The 21,688-nt window shown below is 66.7% G+C and carries 18 protein-coding genes and 1 pseudogene; 10 read left to right on the forward strand and 9 right to left on the reverse strand.

Annotation, left to right across the window (positions count from 1 at the left end):
- Positions 1–4: 4 nt before the first annotated feature.
- Entirely contained in the window at positions 5–421 is a 417-nt protein-coding gene (locus D7316_RS00425; RefSeq protein ID WP_124706555.1) for a type II toxin-antitoxin system PemK/MazF family toxin, read from the reverse strand.
- Positions 418–1,080 (reverse strand): alpha/beta hydrolase family protein, encoded by a 663-nt coding sequence (locus D7316_RS00430; protein ID WP_124706556.1) that lies wholly within the window; start codon positions 1,078–1,080, stop codon positions 418–420. The genes D7316_RS00425 and D7316_RS00430 overlap by 4 nt, the downstream gene beginning before the upstream one ends.
- A 175-nt stretch (positions 1,081–1,255) precedes the next feature.
- Between D7316_RS00430 and lepA the strand changes: the two genes are divergently transcribed.
- Together lepA and D7316_RS00440 are read left to right on the forward strand one after the other, a co-directional pair.
- A complete protein-coding gene (gene lepA / locus D7316_RS00435; protein WP_232017106.1) occupies positions 1,256–3,070 on the forward strand; it encodes a translation elongation factor 4 in 1,815 nt (604 codons plus the stop codon).
- Between the two features lie 2 nt (positions 3,071–3,072).
- Positions 3,073–5,106 (forward strand): M3 family metallopeptidase, encoded by a 2,034-nt coding sequence (locus D7316_RS00440; protein ID WP_408609953.1) that lies wholly within the window; start codon positions 3,073–3,075, stop codon positions 5,104–5,106.
- Between the two features lie 21 nt (positions 5,107–5,127).
- Here the strand turns inward: D7316_RS00440 and D7316_RS00445 are convergent.
- Positions 5,128–7,046, reverse strand: a pseudogene (locus D7316_RS00445) (glycoside hydrolase family 15 protein).
- A gap of 219 nt (positions 7,047–7,265) precedes the next feature.
- Here D7316_RS00445 and D7316_RS00450 point away from each other — a divergent pair.
- From D7316_RS00450 to D7316_RS00470, 5 genes are all read left to right on the forward strand, one after another.
- Positions 7,266–7,466 carry a hypothetical protein gene (locus D7316_RS00450; protein WP_124706560.1) on the forward strand — a complete coding sequence of 67 codons (201 nt, stop codon included), beginning with the start codon at positions 7,266–7,268 and terminating at the stop codon, positions 7,464–7,466.
- A 291-nt stretch (positions 7,467–7,757) separates the two neighbouring features.
- On the forward strand, positions 7,758–8,816 hold the full coding sequence (locus tag D7316_RS00455) for a sulfate ABC transporter substrate-binding protein (RefSeq protein ID WP_124711005.1): 1,059 nt from the start codon (positions 7,758–7,760) through the stop codon (positions 8,814–8,816).
- Complete coding sequence (gene cysT, locus D7316_RS00460; protein ID WP_124706561.1) at positions 8,813–9,667, forward strand: sulfate ABC transporter permease subunit CysT; 855 nt, start codon at positions 8,813–8,815, stop codon at positions 9,665–9,667. Before D7316_RS00455 ends, cysT begins: the two co-directional genes overlap by 4 nt.
- Positions 9,664–10,596: a sulfate ABC transporter permease subunit CysW gene (cysW, locus tag D7316_RS00465; protein ID WP_124706562.1), complete on the forward strand. Its 933-nt coding sequence runs from the start codon at positions 9,664–9,666 to the stop codon at positions 10,594–10,596. Before cysT ends, cysW begins: the two co-directional genes overlap by 4 nt.
- 1 nt (position 10,597) lies before the next feature.
- Positions 10,598–11,608 (forward strand): sulfate/molybdate ABC transporter ATP-binding protein, encoded by a 1,011-nt coding sequence (locus D7316_RS00470; protein WP_124706563.1) that lies wholly within the window; start codon positions 10,598–10,600, stop codon positions 11,606–11,608.
- On the opposite strand, the gene D7316_RS00475 is transcribed toward D7316_RS00470, so the two are convergent.
- From D7316_RS00475 to D7316_RS00495, 5 genes are read right to left on the reverse strand one after another with little or no spacing between them, the layout of a single operon-like run.
- On the reverse strand, positions 11,551–12,336 hold the full coding sequence (locus D7316_RS00475; protein WP_124706564.1) for a sirohydrochlorin chelatase: 786 nt from the start codon (positions 12,334–12,336) through the stop codon (positions 11,551–11,553). The two genes, D7316_RS00470 and D7316_RS00475, sit on opposite strands and share 58 nt — an antisense overlap.
- A gap of 17 nt (positions 12,337–12,353) precedes the next feature.
- The gene (locus D7316_RS00480) at positions 12,354–13,670 is read right to left on the reverse strand and encodes a sulfate adenylyltransferase subunit 1 (protein ID WP_124706565.1); all 1,317 of its coding nucleotides are present in this window, start codon (positions 13,668–13,670) and stop codon (positions 12,354–12,356) included.
- On the reverse strand, positions 13,670–14,638 hold the full coding sequence (gene cysD / locus D7316_RS00485) for a sulfate adenylyltransferase subunit CysD (RefSeq protein WP_408609954.1): 969 nt from the start codon (positions 14,636–14,638) through the stop codon (positions 13,670–13,672). The genes D7316_RS00480 and cysD overlap by 1 nt, the downstream gene beginning before the upstream one ends.
- Positions 14,620–15,369: a phosphoadenylyl-sulfate reductase gene (locus tag D7316_RS00490; RefSeq protein WP_124706567.1), complete on the reverse strand. Its 750-nt coding sequence runs from the start codon at positions 15,367–15,369 to the stop codon at positions 14,620–14,622. Before D7316_RS00490 ends, cysD begins: the two co-directional genes overlap by 19 nt.
- Positions 15,366–17,150 carry a nitrite/sulfite reductase gene (locus D7316_RS00495; RefSeq protein WP_124706568.1) on the reverse strand — a complete coding sequence of 595 codons (1,785 nt, stop codon included), beginning with the start codon at positions 17,148–17,150 and terminating at the stop codon, positions 15,366–15,368. Before D7316_RS00495 ends, D7316_RS00490 begins: the two co-directional genes overlap by 4 nt.
- A gap of 435 nt (positions 17,151–17,585) precedes the next feature.
- Here D7316_RS00495 and hemW point away from each other — a divergent pair, with 435 nt between their 5' ends.
- Entirely contained in the window at positions 17,586–18,797 is a 1,212-nt protein-coding gene (gene hemW / locus D7316_RS00500) for a radical SAM family heme chaperone HemW (protein ID WP_124706569.1), read from the forward strand.
- A gap of 27 nt (positions 18,798–18,824) precedes the next feature.
- Here the strand turns inward: hemW and D7316_RS00505 are convergent, their stop codons facing one another.
- Positions 18,825–19,277, reverse strand: coding sequence for a type II toxin-antitoxin system VapB family antitoxin (locus D7316_RS00505; protein WP_124706570.1), 453 nt, complete (start codon positions 19,275–19,277; stop codon positions 18,825–18,827).
- Positions 19,278–19,390: 113 nt separating this feature from the next.
- On the opposite strand from D7316_RS00505, the gene hrcA reads away from it, so the two are divergent.
- Both hrcA and dnaJ read left to right on the forward strand, forming a co-directional pair.
- Complete coding sequence (hrcA, locus tag D7316_RS00510) at positions 19,391–20,425, forward strand: heat-inducible transcriptional repressor HrcA (protein ID WP_124706571.1); 1,035 nt, start codon at positions 19,391–19,393, stop codon at positions 20,423–20,425.
- Positions 20,426–20,519: 94 nt separating this feature from the next.
- Positions 20,520–21,683, forward strand: coding sequence for a molecular chaperone DnaJ (dnaJ, locus tag D7316_RS00515; RefSeq protein ID WP_124706572.1), 1,164 nt, complete (start codon positions 20,520–20,522; stop codon positions 21,681–21,683).
- The last annotated feature ends 5 nt before the right edge of the window (positions 21,684–21,688 follow it).

The following is a 21,688-nucleotide window of genomic DNA, read 5'->3' on the forward strand; positions in this document are numbered from 1 at the left end:
GCGGTCAGCGCCACCCGAAGTCGCTCCGCAGTCGGGTTGCGACGATCTCGAACCGCACCCGGGCGAGGATGGCGCCCTCGCGCCGCACGCCGTGCTCCTCGATCGTCAGGACGCGATCGAGTCTCACGAAACTCTCACGCCCCCGGCTGTCCCACTCCCCGGTGCCGACGGAGATCCAGTCCGAGTCATCGCGGTGATAGTCCTTGCTGGACAACATGAGCCCGAGCAGGTGTGATCGGTCGGCGTCATCGATGTCGCGTCCGACGACGAGCACCGGTCGGTCCTTGCCACGCGCCGCGTCATCCTCGAAGACGACCCAGGTCCAGACGATCTCGCCGGGATCGGCGGCGCCGTCGAGATCGGGCGCGTAAGCGATGTGCCGGGCGAACTCGTGGGTCGGATGCCCCGGGCCGACGGTCATCGGCCGCGCCCGAGCAGGACCTCGACCACGGCATCGGCGGTCAACGTCGCGGTCGGCTTCCGATCGGGATTCAGATTGTGCCCGACCTTCTCGAGTTCGACGACCCGGGTGGCAGCCGGGATCAGCGCGACGGCCGCCGTGAGTTCGTCGGTGGTGGCGAACGGATCGGTGCTGCCGTGCACGATGACCGTGGGAACGGTGATCGACGGCAGGTGTTCGGTGCGCAGGCGGTCGGGCTTTCCGGGCGGGTGCAGTGGGTATGACGTGAGCAACAGGCCATCGGCGAGATCGGGATTCTCCGCGACGGCCATCGATGCCTGCCGGCCACCATACGAATGGCCGCCGACGATGAGCGGACCGGTGGACTCGCCCCGCAGCGCCGCGCAGGCCGCGACGATGCCGTCGCGGTCGGCGGCGGCCGTAGACGGACTCGGCGGACCCTTGGGGCGGCGCTGACGGTAGGGGAGATCGATCCGGGCGACGACCAGACCGCGTGCACACAACTCGCCGGCGACGGCCCGCAGGATCACCGCGTGCCGATCACCCCCGGCACCGTGTGCCAGCACGGCCACACCGATGCTGTCGCCGGGGGGACGGGACACCTCGGCGACCACGCCGTCGTCGTCGTAGGGCGTCGTCTCAGGGGTCGTCGCGGCCATGCCTCTCACGGTAGCGGCGGGAGCGCTGTGGACGGGGGTGCGGTCACTCATGAGAAACTGGTATGGACAACGCGGTCACCCGACCGCCGACCCCGTCTGACACGTCAGTGCCGCACGTTCGAGGAGCAGTTCGATTCCCAATTTCGCCGACACCACCTTCACCGACCCCGCGCGGATCCGGAACTTCTGCATCATCGCTCACATCGACCACGGAAAATCGACCCTGGCCGACCGGATGTTGCAGCTCACGGGTGTGGTCGAGGAACGACAGATGCGCGCGCAGTACCTCGACCGGATGGACATCGAGCGTGAACGCGGGATCACCATCAAGGCCCAGAACGTGCGTCTGCCCTGGCAGGTGACCACCGACGGCGTGACCACCGACTACGTCATGCACCTCATCGACACCCCCGGCCACGTCGACTTCACCTATGAGGTCTCCCGTGCCCTCGAGGCGTGCGAGGGGGCGGTTCTGCTGGTCGACGCCGCACAGGGCATCGAGGCGCAGACCCTCGCGAATCTCTACCTGGCGATGGACAACGACCTGACCATCATCCCCGTGCTGAACAAGATCGACCTGCCGGCGGCCGATCCGGACCGCTACGCCGCCGAGATCGCGCACATCATCGGCTGTGAGGCCGATGACGTGCTGCGCGTCTCCGGCAAGACCGGTGCGGGTGTGGGGGAGCTGCTCGACGAGGTGGTCAAGTTGATCCCGCCGCCCGTGGGCGATGCGGATGCGCCGGCCCGCGCCATGATCTTCGACTCCGTCTACGACACCTACCGCGGCGTCGTCACCTACGTCCGCGTGGTCGACGGCCGGATCGTGCCGCGCGAGAAGATCGCGATGATGTCGACGGGAGCGACGCACGAACTGCTCGAGGTGGGCATCGTCTCACCGGAGCCGAAGCCGACGAAGGGGCTCGGGGTCGGTGAGGTCGGCTATCTGATCACCGGCGTCAAGGATGTCCGCCAGTCGAAGGTCGGTGACACGGTCACGACGGCCCGCCACGGCGCCACCGAGGCGCTCACCGGGTATCGCGAACCGCGTCCCATGGTCTACTCCGGGCTGTATCCGATGGACGGATCCGATTACCCGGTGCTGCGTGAGGCGCTCGACAAGCTGCAGTTGAACGATGCCGCGCTGACATACGAGCCCGAGACCTCGGTGGCGCTCGGCTTCGGTTTCCGCTGCGGCTTCCTCGGGTTGCTGCACATGGAGATCACCCGCGAGCGGCTCGAGCGCGAGTTCAACCTCGAACTCATCTCGACCGCCCCCAACGTGGTCTACCGCGTGGTGATGGAAGACGGTACCGAGCACATCGTGACCAATCCGTCGGACTGGCCCGACGGGAAGGCCCGCCACATCTACGAACCGATCGTGAAGACGACGGTCATCGCGCCCAGTGAGTTCATCGGCGCGATCATGGAACTCTGCCAGTCCCGACGCGGCGAACTCGGCGGCATGGACTACCTGTCGGAGACCCGTGTCGAGCTTCGCTACACGTTGCCGATGGCCGAGATCATCTTCGACTTCTTCGATGCACTCAAGTCCCGGACCCGCGGTTATGCGAGTCTCGACTACGAGGAGGCGGGTGAGCAGGAGGCCGATCTGGTCAAGGTCGACATCCTGCTGCAGGGTGAGGCCGTCGACGCGTTCAGCGCGATCGTCCACCGCGACGCCGCCTACGCATATGGCAACAAGATGTCCACCAAGCTCAAGGAACTGATCCCGCGGCAACAGTTCGAGGTGCCGGTGCAGGCTGCCATCGGCTCGAAGATCATTGCGCGCGAGAACATCCGGGCGATCCGAAAGGACGTGCTCGCCAAGTGTTACGGCGGTGACATCAGCCGTAAGCGCAAGCTCCTCGAGAAGCAGAAGGAGGGCAAGAAGCGGATGAAGACCATCGGTCGCGTCGAGGTTCCTCAGGAGGCCTTCGTGGCCGCACTGTCCACCGACGCGGTCGGCGACAAGCCGAAGGGGAAATGACGATGGTGAATCCCGTTCTCGCGCCGAGTGACCTGCCGCACGGACTGCCCGATTTCGCATCGATCGGCGATGACGATTTCCTGCCCGCTTTCGCCGAGGCGATGGACACCCAACTCGCGGAGGTGGAGACCATCGCCGGCGACGGGCGGCCCGCCACCTTCGCCAACACGATCGAAGCCCTGGAGCTGTCCGGGCGTGACCTCGCGCGGGCTGCCGGAGTGTTCTTCAACCTCGTCGGACCGGACACCAACCCGCAGCGCAACGAGATCTCGCAGAAGCTGTCCACGCTGCTCACCGACCACGCGAACACCATTGCGATGGACGCGAGGCTGTTCGGGCGGATCGCCGACCTCTACGGACGCCGGACGGAGCTGGACCTCACCGAGGCGCAGGACCGCCTGCTGGCCAAGCGATATCGCGAGGCGGTTCGGGCGGGCGCGGGTCTGGGGCCCGAGGAGCAGGAACGGATGCGCCGGATCTCGTCCCGCCTGGCCTACCTCACCACGACGTTCTCGCAGATGATCCTCGACGACACGAACGAATCGGCCGTCTTCGTGGAGGACGTCGCGGACCTCGACGGTCTCTCGGCCGGGGAGATCGCCGCGGCGCGGCGGGCCGCGGCCGATGCCGGTCGCGGGGCCGGATATCTCATCACGCTGGAACTGCCGACGAGTCAGTCGGTGTTGACGTCCCTGACCGATCGCGGTGTGCGGCAACGGGTTTTCGACGCCTCGGTGGGCCGGTGCTCGCGGGGTAATTCGCATGACACGCGTGCGCTGGTTCTCGAGATCGTCGGGCTGCGTGCGGAGCGGGCGCGGTTGCTCGGGTACACCGACCACGCCGAGTACGTGATCGCCGAGGAGACGGCACCGAATCCGTCGGCGGTGCTCGACCTGCTGGGCGAACTCACCGCGTCGGCGATCCGGGCCGGTGGCCGGGAACTGACCCGACTGACCCGCCTGGCCGACGAGGAGATCGGTGCCGCCGACCTGACCTTCTGGCTGAACCGGGAGAAGCGGTCGACATCGGCTGTGTCACTTGATGATTTCGCCGACTACTGCGAACTCGATGCCGTGCTGGAACGCGGTGTGTTCCATGCCGCGGGCAAGCTGTACGGGCTGCGCTTCGCCGAACGACGCGATCTGGCGGGCTACCACCCCGACGTCCGTGTGTGGGATGTCCTCAACGACAGCGGGCGCAGCATCGGACTGTTCCTCGGTGATTACTTCGCGCGGCCGTCCAAACGGGGCGGCGCATGGATGAACAACATCGTCGACCAGTCGGCGGTGTTGGCGACGCAGCCGATCGTGGTCAACGTCCTCAATCTCACGAAACCCGATGAGGGTGAGCACTGTCTGCTCACCATGGATCAGCTGACGACCCTGTTCCACGAGTTCGGGCATGCCCTGCACGGGCTGCTGTCGGCGGTCGACTATCCGTCCCAGTCGGGGACGTCGGTGCCCCGCGATTTCGTCGAGTTCCCGTCGCAGGTCAACGAGATGTGGGCGCTGCATCCGGATGTGTTGTCGCACTACGCGCGCCATCACGTGACGGGCGAACCGATTCCGGCGGAGCTCGCCGAGGCGGCGCGCGCATCGGCCAACACCGAGAGCGCTCACGGCACCATCGAGTACCTGGCCGCGGCAGTTCTCGACCTCGCGTGGCACCGCCTCAGCGCGGATGACACCGTCGACGACGTCGAGGCGTTCGAGCGCGACGCGTTGCGGTCGGCGGGTTTCGTCGGCGACCTCATCCCGCCGCGCTACCGCAGTGCGTACTTCAACCACATCTTCGGTGGGGGATACTCGGCCGGCTATTACTCGTACATCTGGTCGGAAGTACTCGACGCGGAGACCGAGCAGTGGTTCCTCGCCGAGGGGGGTCTGCAGCGGTCCGCCGGTCAGCGTTTCGCCGAGGCCACCCTGTCTCGGGGCGACAGCGTCGATCCGCTTGTCGCACATGAGAAGCTGATCGGACGCAAGGCCGAGATCGGGCCGCTGCTGACGCGCCGGGGACTCGGCGCCGTCAGCAGCTGAACGCGGTCCGGTGACGGCCGCTCAGTGATGGGCCGGCTGGAACGTGCCGTGGCTGGCGGCCTCCTCGGCGCGGATCACGTGCATGACCGCGTTGATCAGTGCCAGGTGGGTGAACGCCTGCGGGAAGTTGCCCAGATGCTGCCCGGTCTTGGCGTCGATCTCCTCGGCATACAATTTGAGCGGACTGGAGAACGAGAGCAGCCGCTCGCACAGCGTCTTGGCGCGGGGTAGCTCACCGATCTCGACGAGCGCCGACACCAGCCAGAACGAGCAGATGGTGAAGGTGCCCTCCTCGCCCGAGAGGCCGTCGTCGGTCTCCTCGACCCGGTAGCGCAGCACCAGTCCGTTGTCGGTGAGTTCGTCGGCGATGGCGAGGACCGTGTTCCGCACCCGGTGGTCATCCGACGGCAGGAACCGCAGCAACGGCACCAGCAGCAGTGACGCGTCCAGAGCGTCGTCGCCGTACCGCTGGGTGAACACGCCGCGCTGGTTGACGCCGTTCGCGAGGATGTCCTCGCGGATCTCGTCGGCGATCTCGGACCACGTCCTGGCGTAGGACTTCTCGCCGTGCAGCGCCGCCAACCGGGAACCGCGATCGAGTGCGACCCAACACATGACCTTCGACGACGTGAAGTGCTTCGGTTCGCCGCGCACCTCCCAGATACCGCGGTCGGGCTTGCGCCAGTTCTTCACGGCCTCCTCGACCTGCGCCTTGAGGACCGGCCACAGGGTCTCGGGCACCGCCTCGTTGGACTTGGTGTTCAGGTACACCGAGTCGAGCATGGTGCCCCAGATATCGTGCTGCGCTTGGTTATACGCGCCGTTGCCGATCCGGACCGGCCGGGCGCCGTCGTAGCCGGAGAGATGGTTCAGTTCGTGTTCCTCGAGTGTCCGTTCGCCGCCGACGCCGTACATCACCTGAAGCGGATGATGCTCGGAGTTGGTCACCCCGGACACGTCGGCGATGAACGAGAAGAAGTCGTTCGCCTCCCGATCGAGTCCGAGCGTGTAGAGGCCCCACAGCGCGAACGTCGAATCGCGCACCCACGCATACCGGTAATCCCAGTTGCGTTCGCCTCCGGGGGTTTCGGGCAGCGATGTGGTGGCGGCGGCGAGCAGCGCGCCGGTCGGGGAGTAGGTGAGGCCCTTGAGGGTGAGTGCCGATCGCTGCAGATGGCTGCGCCACGGGTGGTCGGGGAAGGTGCCGATGTTGATCCACTGCCTCCAGCACTCCGAGGTGGCCCACATCTTCTGCGCCGCCTCCTCGAAGTTCTGCGGCGCCGGTTGACTCGACCAGGTCAACGCGACGAATCGGTCGTCGCCCTCGACGAGTCGGGTGCGGGCGCGCGCCTCGCGGCCCTCGAGTCCCAACCGCAGATCGGTGGTCATCTTCAGCGTGGGACTGGGAGTCGTCGTGTTGGTACCGGTGGCGATCGCCTCGCCGTACGCCGGTCCGGAGTACTCCCAGACGGTGTTGCCGCGGTGATAGTCGAAGGCGGGTTCGCAACTCATCGAGAGTTCGACGGTGCCCGACACACAGCGAACCGTGCGCAACAGGATGTGCTCGGCATCCCAATCGGTGGGTGTGCGGCGGTGCGTCGTCGAGCGGCGGTCGTTGTCGTGCCACGGGCCCATCACCAGGGCGTCGCGCACCACGATCCAGCCGGTCTCGGTCTGCCAGGTGGTCTCCACCATCAGACTGCCGGGCAGATACCGACGGTCCACCGGCACGTTGACCCCGTACGGCGCCAACCGGAAATGCCCGGCGCTGCGGTCGAGGATCGCGCCGAACACGCTCGGCGAGTCCGGGCGCGGCACGCACATCCACTCGACGGAACCGTTCCGGGAGATCAGACAGTTCGTCTCGGTGTCGGAGAGGAACGCGTAGTCCCCGATCGGGGGAAGGCGTTCTGGCTCGACGTCGCAGGTGAGAACGCCATCGCCTCCGGGTCCACCGGTCCCGCCTCCGGGTCGGGGGCCGAGCTCGCAGTGGGTAGCGCGGTGACGGCGGCGTCTTCCGGAGGAGTCATGGCTATATCATTGCGAGGTGCATCTGTTGTCGCCACTCGACAGCGATCGGGACAGGCGCACTTTTAATTCAAGCTGAGTCAAATTGTGGTCCGTGTCCGATTCGGGCGAAGTATGAGGTGAGGTGAGACGTGACGTCGGTGAGTTCCTGGTGGGACGGCGTGGAGGAATGGCTGACCGGACTCTCGTTCGTGCCGCAGCTGATCATGACCCTCATCGTGGTGATCCCGCTGGCGGTGCTGGTGGCTGCCGCCCTCAATCTGCTGGTCGACACCGTCTCGACGATCTTCGACCGACGTCGCTTCGCCGATGACGACGGAACAGGCCTCTGAGCGATGATCCGTTCCCGAGTCACCCTCGCCCTGATCGCCCTCATCCTGTTGGTCCTTCTCGCATGGGTTCTGACCCGATAGCACAGCGACCGCACGGACCCAAATCACGGGCTTGACGTGCGCAGGGCCCGCTCTGGCCATTGCTAGCGTTTACCCGTTCAAGGTGGTGTCGTGAGGGTCGGGGGAGTCCCGGCCGGTCCGGCAGCCGTGCGTGAGGGCCGGGAGGATTGCGTGGCGAGATCCGTGGTTGTGCAGAGGTGGCGTGCCGTCGTGGCGGCGGCAGTCGTGCTGATGGCGCTCACGAGCGTGACGGCCTGTGGCGCGGGTTCGACGGACGAACCCGGCGGTGCGGACATCTCCAGCGGCAGCAGGCACCTGAATCTGGTCGCCTATGCGGTGCCCAAGCCGGGCTACGACGTGATCATCCCGGCGTTCCGGGCGACCGAGGCCGGACACGACATCGGGTTCTCCCAGTCCTACGGCGCCTCGGGTGATCAGTCCCGCAAGGTGGCCCGGCGCGTGCCCGCCGACGTGGTCAACTTCTCCGTCGAGCCCGACATCACCCGTCTGGTGAAAGAGGGTGTCGTCGACGAGGACTGGAAGAAGCAGGCGCCCAACAACAGCACCCCGTTCGGGTCCGTGGTGGCGCTGGTGGTCCGCAAGGGCAACCCGAAGAACATCCGGGACTGGGATGACCTCCTCAAACCCGGTGTCCAGGTGGTGACCCCCAATCCGGGCAGCTCCGGATCCGCGAAGTGGAATCTCCTCGCCCCGTACGCGGCCAAGAGCAACGGTGGCCGGGATTCTGCGGCCGGTCTCGACTATGTCGCCGAGCTCGTCCGCGATCACGTGACCGTGGTGCCCAAGTCGGGTCGCGAGGCGACCACCGCCTTCGAGCAGGGGCAGGGTGACGTGCTGATCAGCTACGAGAACGAGGCGATCATGCTCGACCGCGCGAACGCGACGTCGCCGGCGGATCAGCAGGTCGAGTACGTGATCCCGCCACAGACCTTCAAGATCGAGAACCCGGTCGCCGTCGTCAACACGTCCACCGACAAGGCCGGCGCCAAGGCGTTCGTCGACTTCCTGTTCACGCCGGAGGCGCAGCGACTGTGGGCGAGCGAGGGCTTCCGCCCGGTACTCCCGGACATCGTCGCGCAGACCGCAGGCGAATTCCCCGGGGACATCGCCAAGCTGTGGACGATCAAGGAACTCGGTGCGGTGCTCGGTGAGGGCACCGCGGCGAAGAACGACGGCAAGGATCTCACCGGCTGGAAAGCCGTCGACAGCGCGCTGTTCGGCGCCAAGGGCGACATCACCAAGATCTACAACTCGGGAGGGCGGCAATGAGCACGCAGACGGTGGATCATCCGAACCCGCCCGGGGGATTCCTCGGCAGGTCACGGACATTCAGCGGTGTGTCGCCGCTCGGGGTCGGGGTGGCCTGGTTGTGGCTGAGCGTGATCGTGCTGCTGCCGCTGGCCGCGATCACCGTCCAGGCCTTCACCGACGGCTGGGGTGGATTCTGGGATGCCGTCAGTGACCCGAATGCACTGGACGCACTGTGGATCACCGTGCTGGTGTCCGTCGTGGTCGCCTTGATCAATGTCGTGTTCGGCACGCTCATCGCCTGGGTCCTGGTCCGTGACGAGTTCCCCGGCAAGGGATTCGTCAATGCCATCATCGATCTGCCGTTCGCACTCCCGACCATCGTCGCCAGCCTCGTGCTGCTGTCGCTGTACGGACCCAACAGCCCGATCGACATCCAGCTCAACGCGACCAAACCCGCGCTGGTGATCGCGCTGACGTTCGTCACCCTTCCGTTCGTGGTACGTCAGGTCCAGCCGGTGCTCATCGAACTCGACACCGACGTCGAGGAGGCCGCGGCCGTGCTCGGGGCGAGCAACTGGGTGACCTGGACCAAGATCGTGTTGCCTGCGCTCCTGCCGGCGATCCTGACGGGTGCGGGACTGGCGTTCACCCGGGCCATCGGCGAGTTCGGCTCGGTCGTGCTCATCGGTGGAAACATTCCCGGCGACACCCAGGTCGCCTCCCAGTACATCCAGCAGCAGATCGAGATCGACGAACCGGTGAATGCCGCCGCGGTCTCGGTGATGTTGCTGCTCATCGCGTTTGTCGCGCTGCTCATCCTGCGGGTGGTCGGCCGACGTCAATCCGTGCGGGAAGGACAGGATCGATGAAGGTCTCACCTTTCACCCGGTACACGCTCCGGACAATTGCGCTGATCTACCTGTTCATCCTGCTGATCGTGCCGGTCGGGCTGATCTTCTGGCGGTCGTTCGAGCACGGCCTCGGCCAGTTCTGGGAGTGGATCACCACGCCCGCCGCCATCGCGGCGCTCCAATTGAGCCTGCTGATCGTGGTGATCGTCGTGCCGCTCAACGTGATCTTCGGCATCGTCACCGCTCTGGCGCTGGTACGCGGCCGGTTCCGTGGCAAGGGTTTCCTGCAAGCCGTGGTGGATCTGCCCTTCGCGGTCTCGCCGGTGGTCGCGGGTGTCGCCCTGATCCTGCTGTGGGGCTACGGCGGTTGGTTCGGCGGCATCGAGAGCACCGGCTTCCGGATCATCTTCGGATTCCCCGGACTCGTCCTCGCCACACTCTTCGTCACCCTCCCGTTCGTGGTGCGTGAGGTCGAGCCCGTGCTGCGGGAGATCGGCACCGAACAGGAACAGGCGGCGGCGACCCTCGGCGCCAACGGGTGGCAGACATTCAGCCGGATCACGCTCCCGGCGATCCGCTGGGGCCTTACTTACGGCATCGTCCTGACGGTGGCCCGCGCCCTGGGCGAGTACGGGGCCGTCACGATGGTGTCGTCGAACTTCCCGGGGATCTCGCAGACGCTCACGTTGCTGGTCAACTCGCGCTACACCGACGACTACAACGAATTCGGTGCCTACGCCGCGGCGACGCTGCTGATGTTCGTCGCGATCCTGGTGCTCGTCGCGATGACCCTCGTCGAACGTCGGGCCAAGGGCCGCTACGCGGAGGCGAGCACCACCTACGCGGGCAGCACCGAGGCGACCGAGGTCGAGGCCGACCTCACCCCTCCGCACGGACCCCGATCCATCGATGCCCAGCAGCTCGTGCACCACAAGGAAGGCGTGTGACATGTCCATCTCGGTTATCGGCGCAAACAAACGGTACGGCGATTTCGCGGCGCTCGACGACGTGTCGATCGACATCCCGGCGGGCTCGCTGACCTCGCTCCTCGGACCGTCGGGCTCCGGCAAATCGACACTGCTACGGGCGATCGCGGGCCTGGACAGTCTCGACTCCGGCACTGTCATCATCAGCGGCAACGATGTGTCCGGCGCTGCTCCGCAGAAGCGCGACATCGGGTTCGTGTTCCAGCACTACGCCGCGTTCAAGCATCTGAACGTCCGGGACAACATCGCGTTCGGTCTGAAGATCCGCAAGCGTCCCAAGGCCGAGGTCGATGCCAAGGTCGATGAGCTTCTCGAGATCGTCGGACTCACCGTGTTCCAGAAGCGGTTTCCCGCCCAGTTGTCCGGCGGTCAGCGTCAGCGGATGGCGCTGGCACGGGCGCTGGCCGTCGACCCACAGGTGTTGCTCCTCGACGAGCCGTTCGGCGCCCTCGACGCCAAGGTGCGCGAGGATCTGCGAAAGTGGTTGCGCCGCTTGCACGAAGACGTCAACGTGACGACGGTTCTGGTCACCCACGACCAGCAGGAAGCGCTCGACGTCAGCGATCGCATCGCGGTGCTGAACAAGGGACGCATCGAGCAGGTCGGTTCGCCCGACGACCTCTACGATCGCCCGGCGAACGAGTTCGTCGCCTCGTTCCTCGGTTCCACCGTTCGTCTCAACGGAGAACTCGTGCGTCCGCACGACATCCGGATCGGTCGCAATCCGGAGTTGGCGTTGCCTGCCGCGGATGCGTCACTCGACACGGGCGTCATCAAGGCGACCGTGGCCCGGGTGGTGAACCTGGGCTTCGAGACCCGGGTGGAGCTGATCTCCGCCGCCACCGGCGACGAGTTCCAGGCGCAGATCACCCGCGGGGACGCCAACGCGCTGAATCTGCAGGCGGGGGAGACGATCTACGCCCGGGCGACGAAGGTCGCCGCGTTGACCGAAACCGTGGTTGCCGACTCCTGAACGGTGGGGCGGTCGGCAGACGCCGCAGCCCAGTAGTGGTGGCACACCGCGTCCACGATGTCGCGGTGTGCACCCAACGGCCCGGCCACCAGGGAGCCCGGTGCGTGGTCATCAAGGGCGGCTTCCACCCGTTCGGTGAGCAGTCCCGCGGACAAGAAGTAGGGACTGACCGCGATTCGCTGTGCGCCGGCCGCGCGCAGTCGTCGGATCGCGGAGCGCAGCCGATGTTCGCGAGGGCCGAGTTTGGTCGCGAACACCACTTCGACGGGGCGGTTCAGCAGCGTCGACAACTCGATCGCGCGACGCCGGACATGCTGATCGGCGCTCGGGTCCGACGATCCGACCGCGCTGAGCACGATGCCGGTCCGGCCGTCGGCGGCATTCACGCCTGCCTCGCGCAGGCGGTCGGCCAGCGCCGATGCGAGCGGGAACTCGCCGATGACATCGGCCTGCATGATCGCCCGCCCGGGTCGTTCGTGCGCGGCGACGATCGCGGGGAGATCGACCTTCTGGTGATAGCCCGCCGCGAACAGCAGCGGCACCACCACACAGTCCCCGGTCACCTCGTCGAGCGTGTCCCCGACCAACGGCTCGTTGAGATCCAGGTAGGACAACCGCACGTCGGCACCGGGCAGCGCATCGGCCACGGCGTCGCGCACACGCCCGGCGGTCGCCGGGAAACGTGCGTCGCGACTGCCGTGTGCGACGAGCAGCAGGGTGGGGAGCACCGGGGAACCGAACCGGCTCAGACGAGTTCGGGTGCCGCGGTCAGATGCAGATTCTCCAACGCGTCCCCGACGAGGCCGGCACCGAGGGTGTTGCCGCCCTGCGGATCGATCAGCAGGAAGCTGCCCGACTCGCGGTTGACCTGATAGTCGTCGGCGGCGATCGGCTCTGCGGTCTGGATCGCGATGCGTCCGATCTGGTTCAGCTCGACGGTGTCCGGCGCGTCCACCAGCGACAGGTTCTGCTCGTCGAAGAGCACCTCGAGTGACCCGACGATGGCCTGCGTCGTCTTGGTGCCGTGCTTGAGGAGTAGCCGTGCGCCGGGGCGCAGTGCCTTCTCGGCGAGCCAACAGACGGTTGCGCTGAACTGCTGCACCGGCTCCGGGGCGTCGACCGCGCTCGCGATGAGGTCACCGCGTGAGGCATCGACGTCGTCGGAGAGCAGGATCGTCACGCTGCGGCCGGTGTGCGCGGTGGCGAGTTGTCCGTCGGCGGTGTCGATCTGGCTGACCGTGGTGCGCGTGCCGGACGGCAGGATCACCACTTCGTCGCCGACCGACACCCGGCCGGCCGCGATCTGGCCGGCATACCCCCGGTAGTCGGGGAACTCCGGCGTCCGCGGGCGGATCACGTACTGGACCGGGAATCGCAAACCGACCTGCTTGCGGTCGGTCAGGTTCGGCACGGTCTCGAGATGCTCGATGAGAGTGGGGCCGTCGTAGAACGACGTGTTCTCCGAACGGGTGGCCACGTTGTCGCCGTTGAGCGCCGACACCGGGATCGAGATGACCTGTTCTGCCGACCAGCCGAGGGACCGGGTCAGTTCGGCGAACTCGGCCGAGATCTCCGCGTACACCGACGCCGCATCCTCGACGAGGTCGATCTTGTTGACGGCCAGCACGAGCTGCGGCACACCGAGGAGGGCCATGACCGCGGCGTGACGTCGGGTCTGGGAGACCACACCGTTGCGCGCATCGACCAGCAGGATCACCAGTTGTGCGGTGGACGCACCGGAGACGGTGTTGCGGGTGTACTGCACGTGCCCGGGGGTGTCGGCGAGGACGAATGATCGTGCGGGCGTGGCGAAGTAGCGGTACGCGACATCGATGGTGATGCCCTGTTCACGCTCGGCGCGCAGGCCGTCGACGAGCAACGACAGGTCCGGGCCCTCGAGGCCGCGATCCACCGACGCCTTCGTGACGGCGTCGATCTGGTCGGCGAGTACCGATTTGGTGTCGTAGAGCAACCGTCCGACGAGGGTCGACTTACCGTCGTCCACACTGCCCGCGGTCGCGATGCGCAGCAGGTCCGGAGCGTGGTGGTGGATCGAGCTCATCAGAAGTATCCTTCGCGTTTGCGGTCTTCCATGGCGGCCTCGGAGACGCGGTCATCACCGCGGGTGGCACCACGTTCGGTCAGCCGGGAGGCGGCGACCTCGTCGAGGACGGCGTCGTTGTCGGCGGCATCGGAGAGGACCGCGCCGGTGGACGAGCCGTCCCCGACAGTGCGGTAGCGCACCGAAAGTCGTTGCAGCTCCTCACCCTCGCGCGGACCGCCCCACGGCCCGGGGGTCATCCACATGCCGTCGCGGAGGAACACGTCGCGCTGGTGGGCGTAATAGATCTGCGGCAGCAACACCTGCTCACGGGCGATGTAGCGCCACACGTCGAGCTCGGTCCAGTTGGACAGCGGGAACACGCGGACGTGCTCGCCCGGCGCGTGCCGGCCGTTGTAGAGGTTCCAGAGCTCCGGACGCTGCCGCTTCGGGTCCCACTGTCCGAAAGCGTTGCGCAGGGAGAAGATCCGCTCCTTGGCGCGCGACCGCTCCTCGTCGCGACGACCACCGCCGAAGACCGCGTCGAAGCGGTTCTCGGTGATCGCGTCGAGCAGCGGGATGGTCTGCAGCGGGTTGCGGACACCGTCGGGACGTTCGGTCAGCCGGCCGTCGGCCAGATAGTCCTCGACCTTGGCGACGTGCAGCCGGAGGTTGTACCGCTCGACGACCTGGTCGCGGAACTCGAGCACCTCGGGCAGGTTGTGTCCCGTGTCGACGTGCAACAGCGCGAACGGCAGGGGAGCGGGCCAGAAGGCCTTGAGCGCAACGTGCAACAGGACCGTCGAGTCCTTGCCGCCGGAGAAGAGGATCACCGGGCGCTCGAACTCGCCTGCGACCTCACGGAAGATGTGGATCGCCTCCGACTCGAGGGCGTCGAGAGTGCTGAAGTCGTCCGCGGTGTCGACGACGGCAGCGGCCGCGGCGGAGTTGGCAGTCGTATCGGCGATGGTCATGCGTGCAGCCCACATTCTGTCTTGGCGCGACCGGCCCAACGGCCACTGCGCGGATCGGATCCGGGTTCGGGTTTGACGGTGCACGGCGCGCAGCCGATCGACGGATAGCCGTCGTCGACCAACGGATTGACCAGCACCCCTTTGCTGTCGATGTAGTCCTGCATGGTCTCGTCGGACCACGCGGCGATCGGGTTGATCTTCACCAGCCCGAAGCCCTCGTCGAAGGAGATGAGCGGCGCGTTCGCGCGGGTCGGAGCCTCGACGCGACGGATACCGGTGATCCACGCGTCGTAGGGCTGCAGTCCCGCCTTGAGCGGGACGACCTTGCGCAGCCGGCAGCATTCACCGGGATCGCTCGCGAACAGGTTGCGCCCCAACAGCTCATCCTGTTGAGCGACGGAGTGCTCCGGGGTCAGGTTGACCATCTCGACGCCGTAGACCTGCTCGACCGCGTCGCGTGTGCCGATGGTCTCGGCGAAGTGATAACCGGTGTCGAGGAACAACACCTTGACCGGCGATCCGTCCAGCAGCTCACGGTCGACGTGCTTGACGGCCAGATCGACGAGGGCCGCGTCCTGCATGTTCGACGCGACGACGAAGTTGTCGCCGAAGTTCTCCGCGGTCCAGCGGATCAGTTCTTCCGGGGTCGCGTCGGCACCGAGGTCCCGGGCGCCCTTCTCCGCGATCGCACGCAACTCGGATTCGGTATGCCGGCGCCCGGTGGTTGCAGATGTTGACGCGGTCATCGCAGTGCCTCCTCATCAGCACGAACGGCCCACTGTGCGAACCGCTCTCCTTGATCTCGCTGGTCCACGTAGTTCCGCACGACGCGGTCGATGTAATCGCCGAGCTCGGTCGAGAGGACCTTGTGCTGGCGCAGCTTCCGGCCGAAACCGGAGTCCTGCCCCAGGCTGCCGCCGAGATGCACCTGGAAACCGTCGGTCTGATTGCCGTCCTCGTCCTCGACGAGCTGACCCTTGAAGCCGATGTCGGCCACCTGCGAGCGCGCGCAGGAGTTCGGGCATCCGTTGATGTTGACGGTGATCGGGACGTCGAGGGCCGAGTTGATGTCGGCCAGACGCTCCTCGAGCTCGGGCACGAGCCGCTGGGAACGCTTACGGGTCTCGGTGAACGACAGCTTGCAGAACTCGATCCCGCTGCACGCCATCAGGTTCTGTCGCCAGTTGGACGGACGCGCCGACAGTCCGAGCGCGCCGACCTCGGAGATGATCTGCTCGACCTTGTCGTCGGGGATGTCGAGCACCACCAGCTTCTGGTACGGCGTGAAGCGGATGCGGTCGGACCCGGCACGCTCGGCGGCGTCGGCGACGGCGGTGAGAATGGTGCCGGAGACGCGGCCCGCGATGGCGGCGAATCCGACGGAGTTCAGACCGTTCTTGAGTCGCTGCACGCCGACGTGGTCGCGGGGGCGGGTCAGCGGCTGCGGGGCGGGGCCGTCGATCAGCTTGCGGCCCAGGTATTCGTCCTCGAGCACCTGACGGAACTTCTCGATGCCCCAGTCCTTGATGAGGAACTTCAGGCGGGCCTTGGCGCGCAGGCGACGGTAGCCGTAGTCACGGAAGATCGAGACGACGCCCTCCCACACATCCGGGACCTCGTCGAGCGGAATCCATGCGCCGACCCGTTGCGCCAGCATCGGATTGGTGGACAGACCGCCACCAACCCACAGGTCGAGACCGGGGCCGTGTTCGGGATGGTCCACTCCGATGAATGCGATGTCGTTGGTCTCGTGAGAGACGTCCTGCAGGCCGGAGATCGCCGTCTTGAACTTGCGGGGCAGGTTCGAGTACTGCGGATCGCCGATGTAGCGGCGCACGATCTCGTCGATCGCGGGAGTCGGGTCGAGCACCTCGTCGACGGCGTCGCCGGCCAACGGGGAGCCGAGCACGACGCGAGGGCAGTCGCCGCAGGCCTCGGTGGTCTTGAGGCCCACGCCTTCGATCCGTTCCCAGATCGTCGGGACGTCCTCGATGCGGATCCAGTGGTACTGCACGTTCTCGCGGTCCGACAGGTCCGCGGTGTCGCGGGCGAACTCGGTCGAGATCTGCCCCAGCGTCCGCAACTGCGCCACGTTCAGCGCGCCCGCGTCGCAGCGGATGCGCATCATGAAGTGGTTGTCCTCGAGGATGTCGATGTTCTCGTCGCCGGTCCAGGTGCCGTCGTAACCCTCTTTGCGCTGGGTGTAGAGACCCCACCAGCGCATGCGGCCACGCAGATCCTGCTTGTCGATCGAGTCGAAACCCTGCTTGGAGTAGATGTTCTCGATCCGCGCCCGGACGTTGAGCGGGTTGTCGTCCTTCTTGACCTGCTCGTTGGGGTTCAGCGGCTCGCGATAGCCGAGCTTCCACTGACCTTCGGCCCGACGCTTGGTGGGCCGCGCCTTGCGGGCCGGACGCTCGCCGCGCGCCGCGGGCTTGGTCCGGGTTGCGGGACCATCCCCGTTCGCCGGCTCACTTGCGGCCGCGTCAGAGGTGGTCACGGAAAGATCGTCGGTGGTGGACGTCATGAAGTCTCCTGCGCCGACGCGCACGCACGTCAGCAGTCACGAAAGGTGGGCTGGAAACGTGCCGGCATACCCGCGATGAGCGGGGACTTCTCTGGGCCGACCGTCGTCGTGGGACGACAGGGGGACACGTCGTCTAAGGACGACAGAATGCGCTGCAGACGCGCTTGAGATCAATGTGGCGTCGAGCTGCGAGCCACACCCCTGGGGAAGTCACGTCGTTCATAGTGCCACGATCACCCTTGACTCGTCTACTTGGGTTTATTTTGCCTCACCGTGAGGCAAACCCGGCTTGCGCTTCCTACTTGTTGGAGTCAAGGCATCCGGGGCGGGTGGTATTCCCGGGGTTCGGATCAGTCCGGCCGTGCTTCGGTTCCCGATCGTGACCTTCCGCGACGTGGTGCTGATCACACGACGGTCGGCGCGCATGATGGAGGTGTGCAGGTCGACAGCGAGGTGGATGTCTACGGCGTCGTCGGCGACGCCTGTGGTGCCGTCGACCCCGCGACTCCGCTCGGTCTCTACCTTCACGTCCCCTTCTGTGCGACGCGGTGCGGGTACTGCGACTTCAACACCTACACAGCCGGCGAACTGGGCAGCTCGTCGTCCCCGGAGTCCTGGCAGGAGGCTGTCGACCGGGAGTTGAGAAGTGCTGCGCGACTGCTGAATCCGAGCCGTCCGGTGTCGACGGTCTTCGTCGGTGGCGGCACACCGTCGTTGCTCGGTGCAGACGGTCTCGGGCGACTCCTGCAGTCGGTCCGGGACAACTTCGACCTCACCGACGACGCCGAGGTCACCACCGAATCCAACCCGGAATCCACCTCGCCGGAATTCTTCGACGGGCTGCTGCGTGCCGGCTTCACCCGGATCTCGCTCGGTATGCAGTCGGCGGCCCCCCACGTCCTGGCCACCCTTGATCGGACCCACACGCCGGGGCGTGCGGTCGCCGCGGCCCGAGAGGCGACGGCCGCCGGGTTCGCACATGTCAACCTCGACCTGATCTACGGCACGCCTGGTGAGACCGACGAGGACCTGCACGCAAGCGTCGACGCCGTGCTCTCCACCTCGGTCGACCACGTGTCCGCGTACGCACTCATCGTCGAGGACGGGACCGCGCTGGCCCGACGGATCCGCAGAGGTGAGCTACCGGCACCCGACGACGACGTCCTCGCCGATCGCTACCGAATCCTCGACGACCGGCTGCGCGCCGACGGCTTCGACTGGTACGAGGTGTCGAATTGGGCGCGCACGACGCCGGGCGAGTGCCGTCACAACCTCGCCTACTGGTACAGCCACGACTGGTGGGGGATAGGTCCGGGCGCGCACTCGCACGTGAACGGTGTGCGGTGGTGGAACCTCAAGCATCCGGCTCGCTACGCCGATTCGCTTGCCGCCGAACAACTTCCGATCGCCGGGCACGAGATGCTGACCGAGGAGGACCGACATCTCGAATCGGTGATGCTGACCGCACGCTGCCGCTCCGGGCTGGCCGTCGAGGAGTTGTCTCCCGAGGAGTACCGACGGGCGGCGGAGTTTGTCGCCGATGGTCTGCTCGAGCATGTGGGCAGCGTCGGAGCGCGCCTCGTGCTCACCGATTCGGGTCGACTGCTCGCCGATCGCGTGGTGCGCGAGATCCTCGTCGCGAGTTAGGACGTCACCCGGGTCCGGCGCCGATCGTCACCATTCGGGGGCCGACGGGTCCGACGGCGGCAGGGTCCAGCCGGTACTGCGAGCCGAGCGGCGATGTGCTCCCGGATTGGGAACACGACCCGGTGCCGGAAGGCGCTCGGTGTCGACCTGACCTTCGATGAACTCCGACCCCGGCTCCAGATCGAGCTCATCGAGATCGAGCATCCGGGCGTGGATGATGTGCCTGTTCCGTAGCGCCGAGCGCACGGCCCGATGCAGACCGTCCTCGAGGTAGAGGTCGCCCCGCCAGCGGACGACGTGCGAGAACAGGTCGCCGTAGAAGGTGGAGTCCTCGCTGAGCAATCTGTCGAGCGCCAGCACCGTGGTCACTGTGGTGAGTTCGTCGAGGCGGAATTGCCGGGGCGGGATCTTGGCCCAGGCGCGCGCAGACAACCCGTGGTCGGGATAGGGCTTCCCCTCCCGCACCCCCTTGAAGATCATCGAGCACTTCCTGAGTCCGGCGCGACCACGCGGATGATGTGGCTTCCGCGCAGCGGTTCGTAAGATGGATGTGACCTACTGTATGGCAGAGTCGGTGAACCGGGAGGTGTCACGTGTCGAGTACGGATGATCGGCGGTTCGAGATCCTGCGTGCGATCGTCACGGACTTCGTCGACACGCAGGAACCCATCGGGTCCAAGGCCATCGTCGAGCGCCACCAACTCGGCGTGTCCAGCGCCACGGTCCGCAACGACATGGCGGTGCTCGAGGCCGAGGGATACATTGCCCAGCCCCACACCAGTTCGGGACGCGTCCCGACCGACAAGGGCTACCGGATGTTCGTCGACCGGATCAGTGAGGTCAAACCCCTGTCGACGGCCGAACGCCGGGCGATCCTGTCCGTTCTCGATTCCGGCGTTGACCTCGACGACGTGCTGCGCCGGTCGGTCAAACTTCTCGCACAGCTGACTCGTCAGGTCGCGGTCATCCAGTACCCGGTGCTGTCCACGGCGACCGTCCGTCACCTCGAGGTCGTCTCGCTCTCGCCCTCGCGCCTGTTGCTCGTCGTGATCACCGACACCGGGCGCGTCGAGCAACGGATGGTCGCACTGTCGGAAGATCTCGCCGACGCCGACTACATCCGGCTGCGCGACATGTTCTCCGCGGCCTTGCACGGCAAACGCCTCGAGGCCGCCTCGGCCGCGGTTGCCGAGCTCGCCAACGACGCGCCGGACGACATCCGCGACGTGGTGATCACGGTGGCCACCGTGCTCGTCGAGACACTGGTGGAGCGCGGCGACGACCGTCTGGTGCTCGGCGGGACGTCCAATCTGGCGCGGTCGGCGGCCGACTTCGCACCGGTCGTCGGTGGCATGGATACCGTGCTCGACGCACTCGAAGAGCAGGTGGTGGTGTTGAAATTGCTCGCCGCCACACAACGTATGGGGCGGGTCACCGTGCAGATCGGAGAAGAGACCCAGACCGAGAACCTGCGTGGCACGTCCGTCGTCTCGACAGGGTACGGTGCATCGGGCACGGTATTCGGCAGCGTCGGTGTGGTCGGCCCCACACGCATGGACTACCCGGGAACAATCGCGTCGGTGGCAGCCGTTGCCAAATACGTCGGCGAGGTGTTGGCCGATCGCTGACCCGTGCGGCCGTGGCGAGCGGCCCGGGTGTGATTGTGCGCCGCGCGACCCCGCGCCCATGTGAGACGAAGTGAGATAGAGGACCGAGACGACTGTGGCACGTGATTACTACGGAATCCTGGGTGTGGCCAAAGGCGCCACCGACCAGGAGATCAAGCGCGCTTATCGCAAGAAGGCGCGTGAGTTGCATCCTGACGTCAATCCGGGCGAAGAGGAACGGTTCAAAGAGGTCAGCGCCGCCTACGAGGTGCTGACGGATCCCGAGAAGCGTCGCATCGTCGACGCCGGCGGCGATCCACTCGCCGGTGCCGGGGCGGGCGGCTTCGCCGGAGGTGGATTCGCCGGTGGCGGCCTCGGCGATGTGTTCGAGGCGTTCTTCGGCTCCGGTGGCGGCGGCTTCGGTGGCGGCGGTTTCGGTTCGGGCCGCGGACCGCGTAGTCGGGTCCAGCCCGGTGAGCCGGCGCTCGTCGCGGTCGAGCTCGATCTCGAGGAATGCGCCTCCGGCGTCAACAAGGAGATCACCGTCGACACCGCGATCCTGTGCGACCTGTGCAAGGGCGCCGGGACCAGTGGGGATTCGAAGCCGATCAGCTGCGACACCTGTAAGGGTGCCGGCGAGATCCAGGCCGTGCAGCGGTCGTTCCTCGGTCAGGTGATGACCGTCCGTGAATGCCCGACGTGCCACGGCGTGGGCGAGATCATCCCCGACCCGTGCCGCAAGTGCGGCGGCGACGGCCGGGTGCGGTCGCGTCGCACGATGACCGTGAAGATCCCGGCCGGTATCGAGAACGGGATGCGTGTGCGCCTCTCCGGACAGGGCGAGGTCGGGGCAGGCGGAGGACCCGCCGGCGACCTGTACGTCGAGGTCGGCGAACGCCAGCACGATGTGTTCGTGCGTGACAAGGACGACCTGCACTGCACGATCCGTGTGCCGATCGCCGACGCCGCCCTCGGTGGCGAGATCGAGGTCGACACCATCCTCGGTGGCACGGCGCGCGTCACCATCAACCCCGGGACCCAACCCGGACAGGTGGTCAGGGTGCGGGGCCAGGGCATGCCGCACCTCAACACAGGGGTTCGCGGCAACCTGCACGCACACCTCGACGTCGTGGTGCCGACCAAGCTCGACGCAGCACAGACCGAAGCGCTCCGTCAGTACCGTGACGCGTCCGAGGATCACGTCGAGGTGGTCTCGTCGGCGGGCGCTGCAGCAGGTGGGCTCTTCTCGCGTCTGCGCAACGCCTTCGCCGGGCGCTGACGATC

The sequence above is a fragment of the Gordonia insulae genome (assembly GCF_003855095.1).
GTDB lineage: Bacteria > Actinomycetota > Actinomycetes > Mycobacteriales > Mycobacteriaceae > Gordonia > Gordonia insulae.